At 38.5% G+C, this 19,871-nt stretch carries 16 protein-coding genes; 8 read left to right on the top strand and 8 right to left on the bottom strand.

The window, feature by feature from the left end:
- Positions 1–136: 136 nt before the first annotated feature.
- The gene (locus tag ACE1TG_RS13625; protein ID WP_375052946.1) at positions 137–355 is read left to right on the top strand and encodes a DUF3951 domain-containing protein; all 219 of its coding nucleotides are present in this window, start codon (positions 137–139) and stop codon (positions 353–355) included.
- 494 nt (positions 356–849) lie between these two features.
- Here ACE1TG_RS13625 and ACE1TG_RS13620 read toward each other — a convergent pair whose 3' ends face one another.
- The 3 genes from ACE1TG_RS13620 to ACE1TG_RS13610 are packed head-to-tail and all read right to left on the bottom strand — an operon-like array spanning position 850 to position 3,537.
- A complete protein-coding gene (locus tag ACE1TG_RS13620) occupies positions 850–1,488 on the bottom strand; it encodes a potassium channel family protein (protein WP_375052945.1) in 639 nt (212 codons plus the stop codon).
- 44 nt (positions 1,489–1,532) lie between these two features.
- Positions 1,533–2,876: a TrkH family potassium uptake protein gene (locus ACE1TG_RS13615; RefSeq protein WP_375052944.1), complete on the bottom strand. Its 1,344-nt coding sequence runs from the start codon at positions 2,874–2,876 to the stop codon at positions 1,533–1,535.
- Positions 2,863–3,537 carry a potassium channel family protein gene (locus ACE1TG_RS13610; protein ID WP_375052943.1) on the bottom strand — a complete coding sequence of 225 codons (675 nt, stop codon included), beginning with the start codon at positions 3,535–3,537 and terminating at the stop codon, positions 2,863–2,865. The genes ACE1TG_RS13615 and ACE1TG_RS13610 overlap by 14 nt, the downstream gene beginning before the upstream one ends.
- A 243-nt stretch (positions 3,538–3,780) precedes the next feature.
- Here ACE1TG_RS13610 and ACE1TG_RS13605 point away from each other — a divergent pair, with 243 nt between their 5' ends.
- Positions 3,781–5,139 (top strand): TrkH family potassium uptake protein, encoded by a 1,359-nt coding sequence (locus tag ACE1TG_RS13605; protein ID WP_375052942.1) that lies wholly within the window; start codon positions 3,781–3,783, stop codon positions 5,137–5,139.
- A 459-nt stretch (positions 5,140–5,598) separates the two neighbouring features.
- On the top strand, positions 5,599–6,393 hold the full coding sequence (locus tag ACE1TG_RS13600) for a DUF2935 domain-containing protein (protein WP_375052941.1): 795 nt from the start codon (positions 5,599–5,601) through the stop codon (positions 6,391–6,393).
- 71 nt (positions 6,394–6,464) lie between these two features.
- Here the strand turns inward: ACE1TG_RS13600 and ACE1TG_RS13595 are convergent, their stop codons facing one another.
- Positions 6,465–6,593: a hypothetical protein gene (locus ACE1TG_RS13595; RefSeq protein ID WP_375052940.1), complete on the bottom strand. Its 129-nt coding sequence runs from the start codon at positions 6,591–6,593 to the stop codon at positions 6,465–6,467.
- A 178-nt stretch (positions 6,594–6,771) separates the two neighbouring features.
- On the opposite strand from ACE1TG_RS13595, the gene ACE1TG_RS13590 reads away from it, so the two are divergent.
- Complete coding sequence (locus ACE1TG_RS13590; protein WP_375052939.1) at positions 6,772–7,077, top strand: PadR family transcriptional regulator; 306 nt, start codon at positions 6,772–6,774, stop codon at positions 7,075–7,077.
- A gap of 19 nt (positions 7,078–7,096) precedes the next feature.
- Positions 7,097–8,290: a chromate efflux transporter gene (gene chrA / locus ACE1TG_RS13585; RefSeq protein ID WP_375052938.1), complete on the top strand. Its 1,194-nt coding sequence runs from the start codon at positions 7,097–7,099 to the stop codon at positions 8,288–8,290.
- 71 nt (positions 8,291–8,361) lie between these two features.
- On the opposite strand, the gene ACE1TG_RS13580 is transcribed toward chrA, so the two are convergent.
- Together ACE1TG_RS13580 and ACE1TG_RS13575 are read right to left on the bottom strand one after the other, a co-directional pair.
- Positions 8,362–9,768 carry a SpoVR family protein gene (locus ACE1TG_RS13580; protein ID WP_375052937.1) on the bottom strand — a complete coding sequence of 469 codons (1,407 nt, stop codon included), beginning with the start codon at positions 9,766–9,768 and terminating at the stop codon, positions 8,362–8,364.
- Between the two features lie 56 nt (positions 9,769–9,824).
- On the bottom strand, positions 9,825–11,642 hold the full coding sequence (locus ACE1TG_RS13575) for a LysM peptidoglycan-binding domain-containing protein (RefSeq protein ID WP_375052936.1): 1,818 nt from the start codon (positions 11,640–11,642) through the stop codon (positions 9,825–9,827).
- A 539-nt stretch (positions 11,643–12,181) separates the two neighbouring features.
- On the opposite strand from ACE1TG_RS13575, the gene ymzB reads away from it, so the two are divergent.
- Positions 12,182–12,529, top strand: a complete 348-nt coding sequence (gene ymzB, locus ACE1TG_RS13570) for a protein YmzB (RefSeq protein WP_375052935.1) — start codon at positions 12,182–12,184, stop codon at positions 12,527–12,529.
- An 82-nt stretch (positions 12,530–12,611) separates the two neighbouring features.
- On the opposite strand, the gene yhbH is transcribed toward ymzB, so the two are convergent.
- A complete protein-coding gene (yhbH, locus tag ACE1TG_RS13565; protein ID WP_375052934.1) occupies positions 12,612–13,769 on the bottom strand; it encodes a sporulation protein YhbH in 1,158 nt (385 codons plus the stop codon).
- 451 nt (positions 13,770–14,220) lie between these two features.
- Positions 14,221–16,116, bottom strand: coding sequence for a PrkA family serine protein kinase (locus ACE1TG_RS13560; RefSeq protein WP_375052933.1), 1,896 nt, complete (start codon positions 16,114–16,116; stop codon positions 14,221–14,223).
- Positions 16,117–16,367: 251 nt separating this feature from the next.
- Between ACE1TG_RS13560 and ACE1TG_RS13555 the strand changes: the two genes are divergently transcribed.
- Entirely contained in the window at positions 16,368–17,999 is a 1,632-nt protein-coding gene (locus ACE1TG_RS13555) for an acetolactate synthase large subunit (RefSeq protein WP_375052932.1), read from the top strand.
- Positions 18,000–18,020: 21 nt separating this feature from the next.
- Positions 18,021–19,448, top strand: coding sequence for an aldehyde dehydrogenase family protein (locus ACE1TG_RS13550; protein ID WP_375052931.1), 1,428 nt, complete (start codon positions 18,021–18,023; stop codon positions 19,446–19,448).
- The last annotated feature ends 423 nt before the right edge of the window (positions 19,449–19,871 follow it).

The following is a 19,871-nucleotide window of genomic DNA, read 5'->3' as shown; positions in this document are numbered from 1 at the left end:
TATAAGAGTTGAACTAAACTCAATTACTTTTTAGAAAACTTGGCATTCGCCAAGCCATTTGGTGAATGCCATAGTTGCACTTATGCAGTAAGAAAGTAGTTATACTTTCTTAACTGCTAACAAAGGCAGGGATTTCATGTATATTTTTCCGATTTTTCTCTTCATCTCATTGGCAACTCTACTTATATTAATGATTTATATTGCCTGTAGGATTGCTATTACGGGTAAAATTCCGAGCAGTTATTATACTCCGATGGAAGCAGCATACGGGCAAGGCAAAGAATTTCATGAAGAGGTGCAGCAGGAAGAACAAGAAGATGAACAAGGCGACGATAAGAACAAAAACTATTCCTAGTTAAAGACGGGGAGTGAATTTTAAGTGCAAAAAGAAATGAACTAGAATAGGTAAATGGTGCAATCAAGAAAATACAAGCGTTAAACGATAATCTCGGCATAACATTTTATTTTGTTTACTATCGTGGTTGGTGTAGCGATGATATTGCGCTACATGAATGACTTACGGGCAGATTAGTGGAGAGGACTTTATAGCGATTAAGGAGGAGGCAAATAGTGATGAAAGCAATCTTAGGTGTATTATTAGCGTTACTTGGTGGATATGGATTGTTTTGGTGACACGAAGTTTTGTGGGGGAGTGGTGGACCGGATATCGGCAGAAATTCTATACAGTATTTAGCACCTTATTTTGTTACTAGTGTTATCCTATTTGTCGGAATATATATTGGTGTTAAATCGCTTTATAAGTTGGTACAAAGATAATGTGAACAGGTGCATTTAAAGTAACTTCAATTGAGGAAAATCGCTTCTCGTAATAAGTGCCACATACATTAATCATATTGAAATCAGCAAATCACCATTGTTTATTATTTTTTCAGAAGCAGGGTTAATTGACATTTTTCCATTACAAATTACCCCTATGAGCAGATCATCTTTATCTAAAAAGGTATTCTGACATTCTCTAAACTGTCTTCCAATCAAGTGATTAGGAACAGGCAACGTTTTATACTGTTGGGAGATTATTTGTTCAATAGACGATCTATTTAAACAATCCGTATACGTTTCGTGAAATAATATACCTCCCATAAACTCATTAGCTCGAATGATAGTTGTAGCTCCTGCTCTTTTAGCATTTTCAATATATTTTTTTGTATGAAGTTCTGTTATGATTTTTACATCCGGATTAACTACCCTTATAGAAATGGTAACTAGAATACTGTACTGATCTGCCTCTTCTTCACCTCCAGTAAAATCCGAAGTTACAACAACTGTATTAGCATGTTCGACATTTGCTTGTGCCAGCGTATCCCTATTAGAGGCATCTCCTTTTATAAATGTAGAATTAAGTTCAGGCGGATTATCTAGAGTAGCATCAATTAATACTACTTTTTCATCCTCTTTTTTTTCATTAATTTCCTTAATTAATTGCTTGGATCGTTCGTTCCAGCCAATAATTATTATATGATTTTCCATTTTCACACCTCATTTTGGATTTTTATATTACTTGCTGTACTCCATCAACCAGTCAATATTTGTTCTCTTGCGTATCGAACATTGACTTTTTTATGACTTGCTATAGAAAAGGCTAGTGTTAATGGTCCTACTTTACCGATGACCATAATGGTAATAATAATTACTTTACCAACCGAAGTTAAATCCCCCGTTAATCCCATAGACAAACCAACAGTACCAAATGCGGATACAGCTTCAAAAACGATCATAATAAACGAGGCATCTTCAGTTATGTCCAGAATGAAAATGCCTATAAAAACAAAAGTGACTCCAATGACAGTAATGGCTAATGAGCGGACGACTGTTGAATCAGTAATTGCCCTTTGAAAAATACTTATTTCACTCTCCTTTTTAATAAATGAACTAACGGAGAGCATAAGTGCAAGAAATGTGGTCAATTTTATCCCGCCACCTGTTGAGGCACTACCCGCACCAATAAACATTAATAAAATGATAAAGAACAGGGTCGAGTCATTTAAACTAGCTATCTCAAGTGTGTTAAATCCTGCAGTCCTAGGTGTTAATGCTTGAAAATAGGATGCTTGTATTTTATCACCTAATGGGAGGTTACCAATTGTGTCTGGGTTATCAAATTCTAGTGATAACACAATAATTATTGAAATGATATTTATTACAAACGTACCAATGACCATAAGTTTTGTATGTAAGCTGAACCGTCTAAATTTTTTCTTCTTCCAGATATCAAAGATTACTGTAAAGCCTATACCACCTAATATGAAAGAAAATGTAATAATTATATTAATAATTGGATCTCCAATAAACTGTGATAGGCTATCTGACCAAGTGGAAAAACCCGCATTATTAAAAGCGGAGATGGAATGAAATAAGCTAGCAAACAAACCACCCTTCCACCCGAGAATGGGTACCCAACGGATTGATAGCAAGGTAAATACTATCATTTCAACTATTAAGGAGAATACCAGGAGTTTTTTTGCCAGAATAATCACGCCACCGATTGAATTCTGGTTTAATGATTGAGTAATTAATACATGTTCCTTAAAACCAATCTTTCTGCCTGCCATTAGAAAAATAAAAACTGCAAAAGTCATAATTCCTAATCCTCCAAGTTGAATCAATAGAAGAATTACGATCTGGCCAAATAAAGTAAACGCTGTTCCTGTATCTACTACAATAAGACCGGTAACTGTCATTGCTGATGTTGCTGTGAATAAGGCATTAAGAACTGTAATATGTTCAGAAGTAGCAAAGGGTAACTTTAATAATAAAGTCCCTATTAATATAAACGTCAAAAAAATCAATAATAAGAATTGGGGAGGGTCTAATCTTTTTACTATGCTTTTACCATTCAAATAGCTATACCCCCTCATTCTCAAAACGTTCAAGGTTGTTATTACTTCCTATTGTAATTAAAATATCGGTGTAAATAATTTTCATGTCAGCAGGAGGGGAGATTAAAATATTGTCTGAGCTTCTTTTAATTGCAACCACGCTACAGTTGTACTTAGCTCGTATATCAAGTTCTGATAACGTCTTTCCAGCAATTTTTTTACTTGCTATAATTTCCACGATGCTATACTTATCAGATAACTCTATGTAATCAGTTACTTTATCTGATACTATATGGTTCGCAATACGAATCGCCATGTCACGTTCAGGGTGAATTATCTTATCAGCACCAATCTTTCTTAACACTTTCTCGTGATATTCATTCTGAGCTTTTACCCACACTTGTTCTATTCCCATTTCTTTCAGGATAAGCGTTGCTAAAATACTTGACTGTATACCCTCACCAAGGCTGATAATTACACAATTAAAATTACTGATTCCCACGGTTTTTAATGATTCTTCATCTATAGCATCTAGTTCTGCAGCATGGCTAACTAAAGATGAAAACTCTTGAACACGTTCTAGGCTTTTATCTAAAGCCAAGACATCAACACCTTGGCTTACCAATTCCTTACACAAGTTCCCACCGAAACGCCCTAACCCAATTACTGCAAATTCTTTTCGTACTGGTTTCTGCTTCAAGTTGGTACTTCCTTTCCTTGTTAGGGTGTTATTTACAGTATCTACATAATTTTAAATTAATATAAGTATACTTTGTATTGGATTCTTTCACGCATTTGAAGTGATTATTAGAATCTATTATGGAAATAATAATCATTTATATCTCACTAACTTTATATTGTGCTTTTTCATGTTACGTTTTATGATATAGTTATGAATTTTGAAAAAGGGTAGCTTAAATGCTGTTAAGGGGTTTTTTCATTGATGTCAGCCTTCAATTTATTTATAAATCGATTATCTACTATTCATCTCATTGTTCTTTTTTACTTAATTGCAGTTTTGTTTTCAACAATTTTGATAAGCATACCTTATTTTCATCAATCAGGTGTAGGCTTGTCCTTTATAGACACATTATTTACTGCTGTAAGTGCAATAAGTGTTACCGGATTAACTGTTGTTTCAACTGCAGAAACATTTAATGGCATTGGTAAGGTAGTTCTTGCTATAATTCTGCAGTTTGGCGGAATTGGTATTATGACTTTAGGAACTTTTATATGGATAATACTTGGCAAGAAAGTTGGGCTCCGGGGAAGACAGTTAATTAAAATTGATCAAAATAGAAACACGTTTTCTGGATTAGTAAAATTAATGATAAGTATTTTTAAAATAATACTTATCATAGAGTTATTTGGAACAATCGTTTTGAGCACATATTTTTTGAGTTATTTTGACACATGGCAGGAAGCTTTGTTACAGGGGTTTTTTGGTGCTGTGAGTGCAACAACTAATGCAGGGTTCGATATAACCGGTTCTTCACTAATCCCTTTTGCTCACGATTATTTTGTGCAATTTATAAATATGCTTCTATTAATTTTAGGGGCAATTGGGTTCCCTGTACTAATTGAGGTTCAGGATTTACTTAGTGGAAATTACCGGGATATTAATAATAAATATCATTTCTCCCTTTTTACAAAAATAACAAGTTTTACTTTCTTCAGTCTCTTACTTGCTGGCTGGCTATTAATTTATATTTTAGAACGGAATGCTTTTTTGGCAGACAAGCTTTGGCACGAGAAATTATTTTATAGCCTGTTTCAATCCGTTACCACAAGAAATGGTGGTTTGGCTACCATGGATGTTAGTGAATTTACAATTCCAACATTGTTAGTTATTTGTGTTTTAATGTTTATCGGGGCATCTCCAAGCAGTGTTGGTGGAGGAATTAGAACTACAACTTTCGCTATTATGTTATTGGCGATTCTTAATTACGCTAAAGGTAAATCCAGTATTAAAGTGTATGGAAGAGAAATTGATCCAGATGATATTTATCGATCCTTTATTGTAATTACAACGGCAATTATGCTTTGTGCAACCGCAATAATTTTCTTAGCTAGCATTGAGCCTTTTCCAATCATAAAAATAATTTTCGAGGTTTGCTCAGCCTTTGGGACGACTGGACTTTCCATGGGGATCACCTCAGAGTTAAGCACAATCGGGAAATGTGTCATTATTTTCATGATGTTTGTAGGCAGAATTGGAATATTTTCATTTTTATTTCTCATGAGAGGTAGAGAAACAAGGGATTTATATCACTATCCTAAGGAGAAGGTGATTATAGGCTAATGGATATTAAAAATCCGCTAATTGGAGGTCTGGTAGGTTTATTTATTGGTACTGTTTTATCAAGGATTTCACTATTGATCATTATTACTAATTTTCACGTTCTTTATATAGAGACACACCCAAATATATATAGCATTATTGTCAAAATAGTATTTATTATTTTAGGAGTTATTATGAGTAAAAAAATGGTATAGCATTGAAATTTATTTATAAAACATTGTTATGCTATCGGGACTTTAATCTAACAACAAATAGTAGTAAGGAAAATGGCATGGAGAAATATCCAAGCCATTTTTTATTGTGAGTTTAATGGTGAGATTCAACTTGCAAATCACTGTTTTCACCTCACAAGACTAAGCAACGAAAAAAGCTTTTAGACAGTCCTATGGAATAGCAAGAATAGGGACAAATTGAAATACATAACTATGGGAAGGAAGAGTAAAATCAGGAGGGGATATATTGACGAATCCAATTGTAACGAAATCCTTGGATGAGATTCAATTTTGGTCGAGGATCATGAAGGAGCATGCTTTATTTTTAAGCTTGGGATTTACCTATGAACAAAAGCGATTAATTGAAGAAGCCCAACAGTTCATCACACTTTTTGAACGAATAGAAGAAAAGCTGGCAAGATTTTCTGCAAACTCAGATCTGCGCCAAGTTCAAGCTTTTAACAAAGAAGTTTATCAAGCAGCTGTTGCCATTTGGAGTTACAAAAGAAAAGTTTTAGGGTTAACTTTACGTTGTGAAATTCAATCAAATAACTTCCCGTTATTGGTCGACCATATTAGCAGAGAAGCCGCTTATTTTGCCAACAGATTAAAAGACCTCAACGAAGGAAAACTTGTCCCCGAACCTGATACGATTATCCAAGAAAATCTATTCTTCTTAAAGATTATGGCAGACCATTCCAAATTTATCGGACATCTTTTAGATCCGTCAGAAAGACAGCTAGTGGAACAGGCAAGAGAATTCAGCCATGATTTTGACCAACTGGTTTTCCAGGCAGTTGATTTAGACTCTATGCGTCCGCAATCTGAAACTGTTCCAATACTGGATCAATTCCTGGATCAAAACAGAGTTTCAGTAGTTTCATTACGAGATTTTAAGAAAACAGCAAGAGAGTTAATAGAGGCTTGTCGCATTAAAAGTAATATCCATCCACTCCTCGCTGATCATACATTTAGAGAAGCTGAAAGATTTTTGGAGATTATAGATTTATTTGAGAACTATCTATCAACATCAAATCAGTAACAATAGTTAAATCTGAGTTTGTGGATACATGTTTAAGTTGTTAAATTACAAATCGAGGGTGCCGGAGATATTCAATCATATCTCCGGCTTTTTTTCACCCACGTTCGTTGACCATCACTGCTGTTTCCCCTGGTACTGCGCCCGGTGCAAAATACTTTAGCCCCTGCTACGACGGCTACCTTTCCTTTTAACGCTTTCAAAATAGAATCCTCCTTAAGTGATTTATTCTAATCACTTTTATAAATATTTCTCTAGAAAAATGTAAAAATACTGTAAAGTTTTTAATCATGTTCTTGAAATGGGCACAAGATATAATATATACTTTCGATATCGAACTTCGATATTATGAATTGACTTTAATCAGTTGGAGGTGATTGAGTGGAAGATAAAGTATTACGAAAACTGTTTCTCGGGTTTATACACATTCATATTTTGCACCATGCAAAGGAACACCCCATTTATGGTGTTTGGATGGTTGATGAACTGAAAGAACACGGTTATGACATTAGCTCAGGTACACTTTATCCGATACTACATTCCATGGAGGCTGATGGGCTGTTGAATAAGGAAGAGAGAAACGTTGAGGGGAAAATAAGAAAATACTACACGATTACCAATAAAGGGAGTGAAGTTCTCACAGAGGCAAGAAAAAAAGCTTATGAGTTATTTAAAGAAATAAAATAAAAGGAGGAGGGGAACAACCATGTCTAAATTAAAGAGTAAAATTCAGACTCTTATTGAAATATTAGTTGCCTCTACAAAATTAGGATTGACATCATTTGGGGGACCTGTTGCCCATCTAGCATACTTTAAAGATGAATATATTGATCGCCGCAAATGGCTTGATGATAAAACGTATGCGGATATCATTGCATTGTGTCAATTTTTACCTGGTCCAGCTAGTAGTCAGGTAGGGATATCAATCGGTATGATGCGTGGGGGATTGGCTGGAGGACTTGTCTCGTGGTTCGGTTTCACAGTACCATCGATTATTGTGTTGATTGTATTTGCGATGATGTATCAGACATTTTCATTAGAAGATGCAGGTTTCATACACAGCTTAAAGATTGTAGCTGCAGCCGTTGTCCTACATGCGTTGATCGGATTAGGGAAAAAGCTGACACCTGATAAGCCTCGGTTAGCAATAGCAATTGTGGCCGCTGCTATCATGTTATTATATCCATCCGCATGGATGCAGATTTTAATTATTTTAGGTGCTGGCTTACTAGGGTTAAAATTATTTAAAGATAAAGCCGAATCAAAAGTACAGCCATTCTCCATTAATATTTCCAAAAAACTTGGTTTGACTTCTTTAGGAATTTTTATAAGTTCACTTATTTTACTTCCGTTATTAAATAGAATATTGGATAATCCCTTACTGAATATTTTTGATATCTTTTATAGAGTTGGCTCGCTAGTATTTGGTGGTGGGCATGTGGTATTACCAATGATTGAGCGAGAAGTAGTTCCCCAAGGTTTGTTAACAGCTAATGAATTCTTAGCTGGATATGGAATGGCACAAGCTGTTCCAGGACCATTATTTACCTTCTCTAGTTATCTTGGAACGATGATGGAAGGCATAACTGGGGCGATTGTAGCAACGATAGGAATATTTCTTCCTTCCTTTTTACTCATTGTTGCAGCTTTACCATTTCTAAACGAATTACGTCAGAGAGCAACTTTTCAAGGCGTTTTAATGGGAGTAAATGCTAGTGTCGTAGGTATTTTGTTAGCTGCGTTTTATGATCCAGTGATTAATAGCTCTATTTTTAGTGCAACTGATTTTGCTTTAGGTGTCATCTTATTTGGTTTATTAAATATATGGAAAGTACCAGCTTGGTTAATTGTTATTTTAGGTGTAGCAGGTGGGTATGTTTTACAGTTTATTACGTTTTAGGAGCACTTTTTGTAGGGCCAAAACACATTTTAATTGAAGGTGCCGGAGATATCATATCTCCGGCTTTAATTTTACACAAATCGCCTGTGCATCTTATTCCCATCATACGAAAATACAACCTGCTTTTCCTCTACATAAGTTTCCATGTGTACATCACGGCCCCATAGCTGATAGATGTATGGAAGTACATTTTCAAGGTACTTTAAATCGAGCTCAATTCCCTCGTAGCCATGTACCAGATAAAGCTCACCATTGCGCAAGTAATCTCCATTTTCAACCTGTATATACGGAAAGCCGCCGTTAACCCTCATCGAGATAAGCTGATCTCGGACTTTCTCATAATCCTTTTCGGTAATTCGGTAATCTCTTCCCTGCTTTTCAAACAAATACATATCTTCCTCTTGCACCATTTCTTTTGTTAAGTAGTTTCGAATGAAGGAAATGTCAGATTCAATTTCACGCACTTCAAACATTTTTTCCCGACCTGACCCAGGCTTAACGCCCAATTCCATCATTTCTTCTGTTGGGTTATTGTAGCGTTCCTCAATATTTTCAAACATTTTTAACCCTAGATAGTATGGATTAATCTGTTGTCTGGAGGGCTGCACTACTCCAGCATTCAATTTGGCAAACTCCACTACTTCATCAGTTGTTAGATCCATTTCTCGTAAGATTCGTTGATGCCAGTAGGAAGCCCAGCCTTCGTTCATGATTTTTGTCTCAAGCTGTGGCCAGAAATACTGCATCTCCTCACGCATCATCGTTAATATATCACGCTGCCAAACTTCCAGTTCACGACTGTACTCCTCGATAAATAGCAATATATCTTTTTCCGGATTAGGGGGGAACTTTTTTCGTTTGTTCCTTGGAGTTGGTTGTTTATCTGCCTCACTTTGGTCCAAATTCCATAAATCATCATAGGCTGTTCTAACTTTTGGCGTTGTCTCTTCTTCCTCTTCACTCTGTGCTGGGAGCTTATGTCTTATTATAGATGGGTCAATATGCTCCTGAATCGATAAGACAGCATCCAGAAATTGCTCGACTTCATCTTTTCCGTATATCATTTCGTAATTCGCAATTCGCTCGGCGGTCGCGGTCATGCTCTCGACCATATCCCGTCTTGTGTTTGCGAATCGGGCATTATTTTTGAAGAAATCACAGTGTGCAAGTACATGGGCAATTATGAGCTTATTTTGAATAAGGCTGTTTGTATCAAGTAAAAATGCATAGCATGGATTTGAATTAATAACAAGTTCATAAATCTGACTTAGACCAAGGTCATAATGCAGCTTCATTTTGTGAAACTGCTTTCCGAAACTCCAATGGCTGTACCGCGTTGGCATGCCATATGCACCAAATGTGTAAATGATATCAGCAGGACAAATTTCATAACGCATCGGATAAAAATCAAGACCAAATTCAGTCGCGATTTCCGTGATCTCATCTATCGCGCGATTAAGTGCCTTTGTTTCTGTCAAAATAATCCCTCCAGGTGTGCTTTCTATAGTTTATGAAGCTGTAAGGGAATAATGAACTATCGTATAAAAGAAAGTGTTGCACTAATTTCATCTATATGGGTTTCGTCCGACCATAAAATAAAGTAATTGTACGTGTCCTCACCTATTTGAACCGGGTTTGGATATCGGACGATCAGGGCAGCTTGATTCCTCATTTCAGCTGGCTGATCACCAGATGGGAAAATAAAGCAAGCCTCTTGTGATTGAATTTCTGTTTTAACAATCCGTGGTGCAGATCCATATGGCATTAACTGGTGAAATGCTTCATTTTGGCAAACCTGATCGAGCGTACTATCTGAGGATATTGCCGAAATCTGAAAAAATCCATCTGGTCCCTCATATCTTTCTGCCGTTATGCTTTGCCAATTTGCCGGGTATTGAAACCGAACGTTATATTCAGTGTTCGTATACGTTTTTTTCAATGAGGATCTAGGTGTTGGTGACCACTGCAATGCCATAATCGACACACCCGCGATAAGCCGAATCGGAACAGGATGTGTTAAATCCATCATCCACATTTCAGTAGCGAATTCCTGCTCATTACAGCCTGACAAGTAGGCAATTCTTCTACTATCATTTGACCATGTCACAGGTGTGGCAAAACAATTCGAGATCGCTCTTGTGCGATCATTTTGCCCTTGATTTCCAGCAGTTCGAATTAACGAGAAATACCCTCTGTCTTCAAAAGCAGTAGCACTATAGAGAATTGTCTTTGAATCAGGTGACCACTCCGGAAAATAGTTTTTCGCAAGCGTCCCTCCCCGTACTTCAAAGACACTTCCTGTTGAAAGCTGTACGGTAAATATTAGCGAGATACTCACGCCGGGAGTTGTATATAGAGCATACAGGCCATCAGGAGAGAGACGTACATTATTTAGCCTGCCACCTGTGTTTTGTGTGATTTGCCGCTTATCGGATCCGTCCTGCCTAATACGGTAAAGCTGGCTTACCCCTGATTCATCAGGAGCCTGAAAAAGGAGCTCCGTACCATTTGGAAACCACTGCGCATCTGTCACGCCAGGCTGACTTATTCGCTGTACCTGGTGTGTGTCAACATTGTACAGAACAATTTCATCCTGCTTTGTATAGGCAAGTTTTAGACTATCTGGTGACCAGCTTACGTAATTACCCAAACCCTCTTCAAATTGGTCAATACGTGCAATGGTTCCTTCCTCTAAGTAAGCGACATAGAGAATTGCATCTTCACCAACAAAGGCAATCTTGCTGCTATCATTGGACCAAAAAGGTACAGAAAAAGATTCTCCTAAACCTGTTGTAAGCCGCGTATTAACACCGCTCGTAAGATCATATAACCATATATCGAATCCATCCCCAGTGTTTGCTGTGTAAGCAATTGACCCGCTCAATCCAGGCGGTGCATAAGGAATGATTAACCTCATCCCAGGAAAAATAGCATTAGTAGGTAACTGATTAACGATCCTAATCAGCTCAGTGTTAACCCGTCCTCCAGTAGTGACGTTAAATCTTCTGCCAATCTGAAAAAGCGTATCCCCGGGTTGGACAACATAGTAAGCTACACCCGGTGGAACCTTCAACAACTGTCCTTCCTGAATAATATATGGAGGTTCAAGTCCGTTCGCTTCTATAATGACAGATGGCGAAACTCTAAACTGCTGGGCCAACCTATATACCGTATCTCCAGGCCTTACGCGAATAACATCAACACCAGGTGGTACAGAAAGCTGTTGACCGACATTAATTGTATAAGGAGCTGGTATATTATTTGCTGCGATTATTGACTCAACTGGCAGTCCCCATCGGTTTGCAATCTGATACAATGTATCCCCAGGATTGACTGTATAAAAAAGTTGCATTACATTCACTCCAGAATTAAATTATTTAAACTCTCTTCCGTCTGCCTATAGACTATTCAATTAGATAACTTGTGGTTCGGATCTTTAACAGCGTAGAGCAAAAGCGCAAGCGCCTGTTCAGCGCCGTATGGACTGTGCTCAGCGCTGCGGGTGGGTCGACGTTGCCGCGCAAAGCGGCGGTGTTAGTCGATCTTCCTTTTTCCGTGTGAGATAAAGGATACACGAAGAGCGTAAGCTGCCCCACAGGACGTGGGGTAGTTCGACGTTTCCACAGGATGTGGTGGTTTTAGTCGAACATCCTTTATTTCTTATCGTAGACACGGGGAGGGAAGTCCACTAGGCGCTAGGCACTGGCCGGTGAGAACGCCACGTCCTGTGGCGTCACCGGCACTAGTACGTCCTGTACGTCGGAGCTGGACGTCGCTGATTCGGAAGTCCAGTTATCCACAGCATTTAATGTATAGTACGTTAGACAATGAAAATATTTTCCTGAATTATTACTTCAATCATGGAAAATATAAAGCCTAGGAGGGATTACCATGGACCAGCATTTTTTATCGATTGAGGAATTTAACGAGTTACTAAATAATTGGAATGGACAAACGATTAAGATCTCTAAAATTGAAATGGATGATGTAGATGAAACATTGATACAGCTTCAGAATATTTCCTACTCTACTAACACACGAAGAATTGATGACTATGAACCGAAGCATTCACTGCAATTCAATGGCACAGGTAATGTTGATATCGATTCAAAAGATCCCCAGCCATTACCGGCAGATCTATATGAAATACCACTGGAAGACTCCTCATTATATGAATTTGATGGATCCAGTTTCTTGTTAAGTACGTCTAGAGGGGTTTATAAGATTGAACTCGCTTGAGAGATATTATTCGACATAAAACGGGAAGTGACAGGCACCAACAGAAAGAAAAACCGGGAAGTGCGTACTCCCCGGATATTTCCTAAGCGTTTACTTCTTGTTTGTGGAAGAATTCTTTTAGTGCGTGATAGACATCTTGTTTTCCTTTGAGGATGAAATGGCGGAATTTCGGATTTTCCAGATTGCTGTAGGCTCTCATTAATGTTGATTGTCGGTTATACATGTTCACTTCAGCGTAACCAAACATGTTGGAAACATCCATGATCTCATTAACTAATTGAATACATCTTGGATTATCTGATGTTATATTTTCACCATCTGAGAAGTGAAATGGATAAATGTTATACCGGTTCGGATTATATTTATCGTCAATTAGATGCAATGCTTGGCTGTAAGCTGACGAACATATCGTTCCACCACTCTCACCTTTTGAGAAAAACGCCTCTTCTGATACAACTTTTGCTTCTGTATGGTGGGCAATAAATGCAATATCTACTGTTTCATATTTGGAGCGCAGGAATTTTGTCATCCAGAAAAAGAAGCTTCTGGCCAAGTACTTCTCCAGTTTCCCCATTGAAGCACTCGTGTCCATCATTGCAAGAACGACTGCTTTAGATTCGGGTTTTACGACGTCATTCCACGTTTTAAATCGTAAGTCATCGTTATAAATAGGTGTAAGTCCAGGATTTCCTTCTGTTGCATTTCGTTTGATTGCCGTTAAAATCGTCCGCTTTTTATCAATGTTACCCATAAGTCCTTTTTTGCGGACATCATTAAATTCGACTTTCTCGGTCTTTATTTCAGCCTGTTCCTTTTGTTTCAGATCAGGTAATTCCAGCTCTCTAAAAAGAACTTCTTCTAATTCCGCTAGTGAAACTTCTTTCTCATAATAATCTTTTCCAGCTTGGTCGCCCGCTTTTTTTCCATCTCCATCGCCGCTTTCACCACTCGGATCACGAGCGATGACATCGCCTATTTCACTATCTCCATCGCCTTGCCCCACATGTTTTGATTTATCGTGATTGTATCGGATTTTGTATTCATCTAATGAACGAATTGGAATCTTAATTATATCGCGACCATTTGACATAACAATATTTTCTTCACTTACTAAATCTGGTAAGTTATTCTTAATAGCATCCTTTACTTTATCACTATGACGCTGTTGATCTTGATAACCTTTACGATGGAGGGACCAATCTTCCTTGGAGACGGTAAAACTTTCTTTATCTTCCTTCATATCAATCCCCTCCTGCAGATATAGTTTATTCATAGTATGCAATGTCACAATTAAAGTGTTGGCTTATACGTTAAACTTTCTAATGATCCGGCCGTGCGTTGCGGAGCCACGGGGGTTTCTTTAACTGCTAACAAAAGGCTTGTAGCGGACACAGGAGACGCTATTTCTATGAAAAAGTGCCTTTTCGAAGTTATCCGGACACAGAAGCCCTTATTTTACATATATCATGGCTAATAGAGGTCATTTGTGACAAATAAGGTCCCTGGTGTCCGCGAACAGCACCTTTTTCGCGAATTTCCGTCAAATAAGGTCTCTCGTGTCCGCAAAACCCCTTAAACACCTATCTAACTCATTTTGTTAGATAGCGGCTGCGCATGTTGATTGTTCATCTGTAAAAAAATAACAAGACCTTAAGAACATACAGTCTTGTTATTTCCAATGATCAATTTTTTTAACGGTTGAGTAAGCTTCCTACATAACGTAATAACTCATTAGCTGAGATGGAGTTGTATCCATGCTCATCGATCAGCCTTGCAACAACTTCATTGATTTTCTTAAGTTGTGATTCATCCGGTGTCTGTGATGAAGTTGTTATTTTAACGACATCTTTTAAGTCGGCAAACAGTTTCTTCTGAATCGCTTCCCGCAGACGGTCATGCGAGTTATAGTCAAAGCGTTTCCCTTTCCTGGCATACGCAGAAATTCGAATGAGAATCTCTTCTCTGAACGCCTTTTTAGCATTTTCCGAAATACCAATTTGCTCTTCAATCGAACGCATCAGTTTTTCATCTGGCTGCATTTCTTCGCCAGTCAGCGGATCCTGCAGTTTATTTTTATTACAAAATGCCTCGACATTATCAAGATAGTTATTCATTAGCGTTTTAGCAGATTCTTCATAGGAGTACACAAATGCTTTTTGAACTTCTTTCTTAGCAATTTCATCATATTCTTTTCTGGCAACAGATATATAATTCATATAATTTTCCTTATCTTCATCTGATATCGATGGGTGCTGGTCTAACCCCTCTTTCAGCGACCGTAAAACATCAAGGGCGTTAATTGCAGGAACATCTTTTCGTATGATGGTTGAAGAAATTCTGTTGATTACATAACGCGGGTCAATTCCATTCATCCCTTCGTTCGGAAATTCCTTCATTAATTCATCAATATCAATTTGGTTAAACCCTTCTACACTGTCTCCATCGTACAGACGCATCTTCTTGACGAGGTCTACCCCTTGTTTATTGGAATCACTCAACCTTGTCAAAATGGAAAAAATAGCGGCAACCCTTAATGCATGTGGAGCAATATGAACATGTGCCATATCACTTTGATTAATCATTTTTTCATAAATACGTTCTTCCTGACTCACTCTCAAGTTATAAGGGACTGGCATTACGATAATTCTAGAATGAAGTGCTTCGTTCTTTTTATTGGATATAAATGAACGGTACTCAGCCTCATTGGTGTGAGCAACGATTAGTTCATCGGCGGAAATCAAGGCAAACCTTCCTGCCTTGAAATTGCCCTCCTGAGTCAGTGATAACAAATGCCAAAGAAACTTCTCATCACATTTGAGCATTTCCTGGAATTCCATCATTCCACGGTTCGCCTTATTCAATTCACCATCAAAGCGATATGCCCTGGGATCCGATTCGGAACCAAATTCAGCAATTGTTGAAAAGTCAATACTTCCTGTTAAGTCAGCAATATCCTGCGACTTTGGATCTGACGGACTAAACGTTCCGATTCCTACACGTTTATCCTCCGAGAGAATAATCCGCTCAACCTTCACGTCTTCTATACGCCCATCGTATTCCTTTTCAAGTCGCATCGAATTCAATGGTGACAAGCTTCCTTCAATGCGAATACCATATTCTTTTGCAAAATCTTCCCGCAAATGTTTTGGAATAAGGTGGAGTGGATCCTCATGCATGGGACAGCCTTTAATAGCATAAACCGCACCAGCATCTGTTCTGGAATACCTTTCGAGGCCACGCTTCAGCATTGTTACGATTGTTGACTTCCCACCACTAACAGGACCCATTAACAATAATATTCGTTTTCTGACATCCAGTCGTTTTGCTGCAGGGTGAAAATATTCCTCTACCAGTCTTTCAATTGATTCTTCAAGCCCAAATATTTCTTCGCCAAAAAAGTCATACATTCTTTTGCCATCTTTTTCTGACAGCCCTGAACTTTTAATCATATTATAAACGCGTGAATGAGCTGTTTGGGCAACTTCTGGCTTTTCTTTTACAATTTCCAGATACTCAGCAAATGTTCCTTCCCAATTTAGCCTTCTCTCTTCTTCACGGTGGCTTTTCACCTTGTTTAGTATATCCATCCTGTTCCCTCCATCTAGGGCGTGGTTAATATAATCTTATGCGGAAGGCTTATTCATAATGCTGACTAGTTTAGCTAAATCATTAGCTGAACCCTTACCTTACTTATATTAATTTGTACTTATAATAATCATCTTTTAACAAAAACTATTAGTAAACTTGGCTTTCGTCGAACTTTTATTAGCGAAAGCCTTAGTTGCACTTATGCAGGAAGACTTTGTAACTTACAAAAATAAATAAAGGATGGATGCTGATGAACGTAGCGGAATTATTCGTTAAATGTATGGAACAAGAAGGAGTTGAATTTATTTTCGGGGTTCCAGGTGAGGAAAACATCGATGTCATTAATGCGCTTTACGACTCTGATATTGATTTTATCGTAACAAGACACGAAACAAGCGCTGCTTTTATGGCTGGTACATACGGCAGATTAACCGGGAAACCGGGTGTTTGTCTGGCAACATTAGGACCAGGTGCAACAAATCTTATGACAGGGGTTGCCAATGCCAATATGGATCATGACCCACTCGTTGCGATTACCGGGCAAGCTGGGTTAGGACGGCATCATAAAATATCCCACCAGTACTATGATTTAATTAATATGTATGAACCTGTAACAAAATGGAATGCCCAAATTAAAACAGGTGAAATTACGCCAGAAGTCGTTCGCAAAGCCTTCCAGGTAGCAGGGCAGGAAAAATGGGGAGCAACACACATTGATCTTCCTGAAGATATCGCCGACATGGAGGTTGATGCATCTCCAATGAAACCAACTGAAAGGCCGCATACAGAAGCAAACCCAGATATAATCAGACAAGCTGTGAAACTGATTCAGGAGGCGGAGCACCCAATTATCCTTGCCGGGAATGGCATTACCAGGCAAGAGGCGGTCAGTGAAATGCGCTCTTTTGTTGAGCAAAGCAAGCTGCCAATTGTGAATTCGTTTATGGGTAAAGGTACGATTTCATGGGAAAATGAACAAAGCTTGCTTACAGCAGGGATTGGCGGACAGGATTATATTACATGCGGATTTGACAGCTCTGACTTAATTATTACGATAGGTTTTGATATGGCCGAATATTCTCCTAAGGATTGGAACCCGGATGGTAAAACGCCTGTTATGCATATCGACACCGAGGAAGCAGAGACAGATGAGAATTACCCAGTTACGTTAAGTGTTTTAGGAGATTTAAAAGCAAATCTTCAACAATTAGCTGAACAAATCGAGTCTGCTGACAGAAATATGGATTGGGTGGCAAGTGTAAGAAAGAAGGCATTGGACGAATTTGAATCATTCAAGGATGACTCCAGTTTTCCAGTAAAGCCACAAAAAATCATTGCCGATTTACGGTCTGTTTTAAAAGAAGACGATATTGCTATATCTGATGTCGGTGCACACAAAATGTGGATGGCCCGAATGTACCACTGTTACGAACCGAATACATGTCTGATATCGAACGGTCTTGCTTCTATGGGGGTCGCTGTTCCAAGCGCAATAGCTGCAAAGATGGTTCACCCGGAACGTAATGTTGTGGCGGTATGTGGAGATGGTTCTTTTCAAATGACCGGTGCTGAACTGGAAACAGCTAAGCGACTGAACCTGCCAATTATCGTCTTAATGTGGAGAGATGATGGATACGGGTTAATAGAATGGCACCAATTAAAGAAATTTGATCGTGCATCCTATATTAAATTTGGCAATCCTGACTATATCAAACTTGCTGAATCATATGGATTTGAAGCAATGAAAATAGAGAAAGCAGAAGACTTGAAGCCAGCACTAGAAGAAGCGATAGCAATGAATAAACCTGTGTTTATCGATTGCCCAGTTGATTACAGTGAGAACATGAAATTAACCGAGAAATTAGGCGATATTATATGTTAGCTCTCTGGAAGGAGGATATCAATGATAGGTTCAATTATTAATGGTCAGGAGCGCACTACCAGCGAGAATACCAAGGCTGTTATAAACCCATACAATAAAGAGAAAGTGGAAGAGATTGCACTAGCTTCCCGGGATGATCTTGAGGATGCAATCACTAATTCATTTGATACGTTCCATAACACAATGAAAAGCATGACAGCACATGAGCGTTCTGATATTTTACGAAAAACTGCTGATTTACTGGAAGAGAACACTGAAGAATTTGCGCAAACCATTGTTAAAGAAGCGGGAAAACCAATTACGTTCAGCCGGAGTGAAGTCGGGCGTGCCGTTCAGGTTATCCGCTTTGCATCTGAACAAGCAAAACACATATCTGGCGAGGTAGTTCCAATGGATGCAGCAATAGGCGGTGAAGGACGACTCGGATTAGTTAAACGAATACCATTAGGCGTTGTCGGAGCAATTACTCCCTTTAACTTTCCATTAAATCTATCGCTGCACAAAATCGCACCAGCAATTGCTGCAGGAAATACCGTCATTTTTAAACCAGCCGAAAAAACACCAGTATCCGCTCATATGCTTACAAAATTATTTACAGAAGCAGGCCTTCCGGATGGTGTATTGAATCTTGTAATGGGAACGGGAAAAGAGGTTGGTGAACCCCTTGTCCAGCACGATAAAGTCCACAAAATATCATTCACCGGGAGCTTACCCGTTGGCAGGTCGATTAGAGAATCTGCCGGCCTTAAAAAAGTTACCCTTGAGCTTGGTTCGAACTCACCTAATATACTTTTCGAGGATACAGATGTAGAACAAGCGGTTAAGCTTTTAGTCAAAGGTGCTTTTGCCTTTTCGGGTCAGGTATGTATTTCAGCACAACGGGTTTACGTCCAGAAAAATATCTATGATCAGTTTCTGGAGCAATATGTTAAACAAACAAATGAATTAAAGATAGGGAACCCAGCTGATGAAAACACGGATATCGGGCCGATGATAAGTGAAGAAGAAGCAGAGCGGGCCAAGCAATGGATTGACGATGCCGTTGAGAATGGGGCAACTATAGCAGCAGGCGGCGAACAAAACGGGACAATATTAACGCCCACGATCATGACAGATGTTGATAAAAACATGAAAATTATTGCAGAAGAAGTATTCGCCCCCATTGTATCGGTCATTCCATTTGAAACGGAAGATCAGGTTGTTGGCTTTTCCAATGATTCTATTTACGGGTTACAGGCAGGTGTCTTTACAAAGGACCTGGACCGTGCGCTGCGTGTTGCCGATAGTCTTGAGATGGGTGGCGTATGGATTAACGAAATATCAACATACCGCCAGGACAATCACCCATATGGCGGTGTTAAACAAAGCGGTATCGGAAAAGAAGGCGTAAAGTATGCCGTTGAAGATATGACGGAAATGAAGTTTATCGGGATGAAATTGAAACAATAAATGCAGAGAAAATGGAGCATTGGATTGCACAGGCGCAATTTGATGCTCTTTCTTTTGATGCAATAGGCTATTGTTAAGTGGGGTTGTGGTTTATCGACCGGGATTGCGGGATATCGACTCAAGAAGCAAGATATCAACCTGGAATTCGGGATATCGACTCAAAATATGGGATATCAACCACTAATTCGGGATATCAACTCAAAATGCAATTTATCAACCTGGAATGTGGTATATCGACCCACCGAGATACAAGAATTAAAAAAACAGTATCAGTAAGATTATTTCAGTAAAAAAAGGGACTGGGACAAAAGTATTTAAGTCAAAGTAAAATCCGAACTATGATTCAAATTCTTGAAATAGAATTCGAATTAGTTCGGATTTTTTACAGATTAGATATAAACTGCGAACTAACATACTGAGTGC

Source organism: Virgibacillus sp. JSM 102003 (assembly GCF_041949995.1).
Lineage (GTDB): Bacteria > Bacillota > Bacilli > Bacillales > Amphibacillaceae > Lentibacillus.
The sequence above is the reverse complement of the archived record's forward strand: the minus strand, read 5'-3'. Positions and strand labels throughout refer to the sequence as shown.

Bases quoted from the DNA above. Each gene is read 5' to 3' on its own strand.
- ACE1TG_RS13620 (WP_375052945.1), bottom strand. From the start codon at position 1,488: ATGGAAAATCATATAATAATTATTGGCTGGAACGAACGATCCAAGCAA.
- ymzB (WP_375052935.1), top strand. From the start codon at position 12,182: ATGGACCAGCATTTTTTATCGATTGAGGAATTTAACGAGTTACTAAAT.
- ACE1TG_RS13615 (WP_375052944.1), bottom strand. From the start codon at position 2,876: ATGAGGGGGTATAGCTATTTGAATGGTAAAAGCATAGTAAAAAGATTA.
- yhbH (WP_375052934.1), bottom strand. From the start codon at position 13,769: ATGAAGGAAGATAAAGAAAGTTTTACCGTCTCCAAGGAAGATTGGTCC.
- ACE1TG_RS13560 (WP_375052933.1), bottom strand. From the start codon at position 16,116: ATGGATATACTAAACAAGGTGAAAAGCCACCGTGAAGAAGAGAGAAGG.
- ACE1TG_RS13555 (WP_375052932.1), top strand. From the start codon at position 16,368: ATGAACGTAGCGGAATTATTCGTTAAATGTATGGAACAAGAAGGAGTT.
- ACE1TG_RS13605 (WP_375052942.1), top strand. From the start codon at position 3,781: ATGTCAGCCTTCAATTTATTTATAAATCGATTATCTACTATTCATCTC.
- ACE1TG_RS13625 (WP_375052946.1), top strand. From the start codon at position 137: ATGTATATTTTTCCGATTTTTCTCTTCATCTCATTGGCAACTCTACTT.
- ACE1TG_RS13575 (WP_375052936.1), bottom strand. From the start codon at position 11,642: ATGCAACTTTTTTATACAGTCAATCCTGGGGATACATTGTATCAGATT.
- chrA (WP_375052938.1), top strand. From the start codon at position 7,097: ATGTCTAAATTAAAGAGTAAAATTCAGACTCTTATTGAAATATTAGTT.
- ACE1TG_RS13550 (WP_375052931.1), top strand. From the start codon at position 18,021: ATGATAGGTTCAATTATTAATGGTCAGGAGCGCACTACCAGCGAGAAT.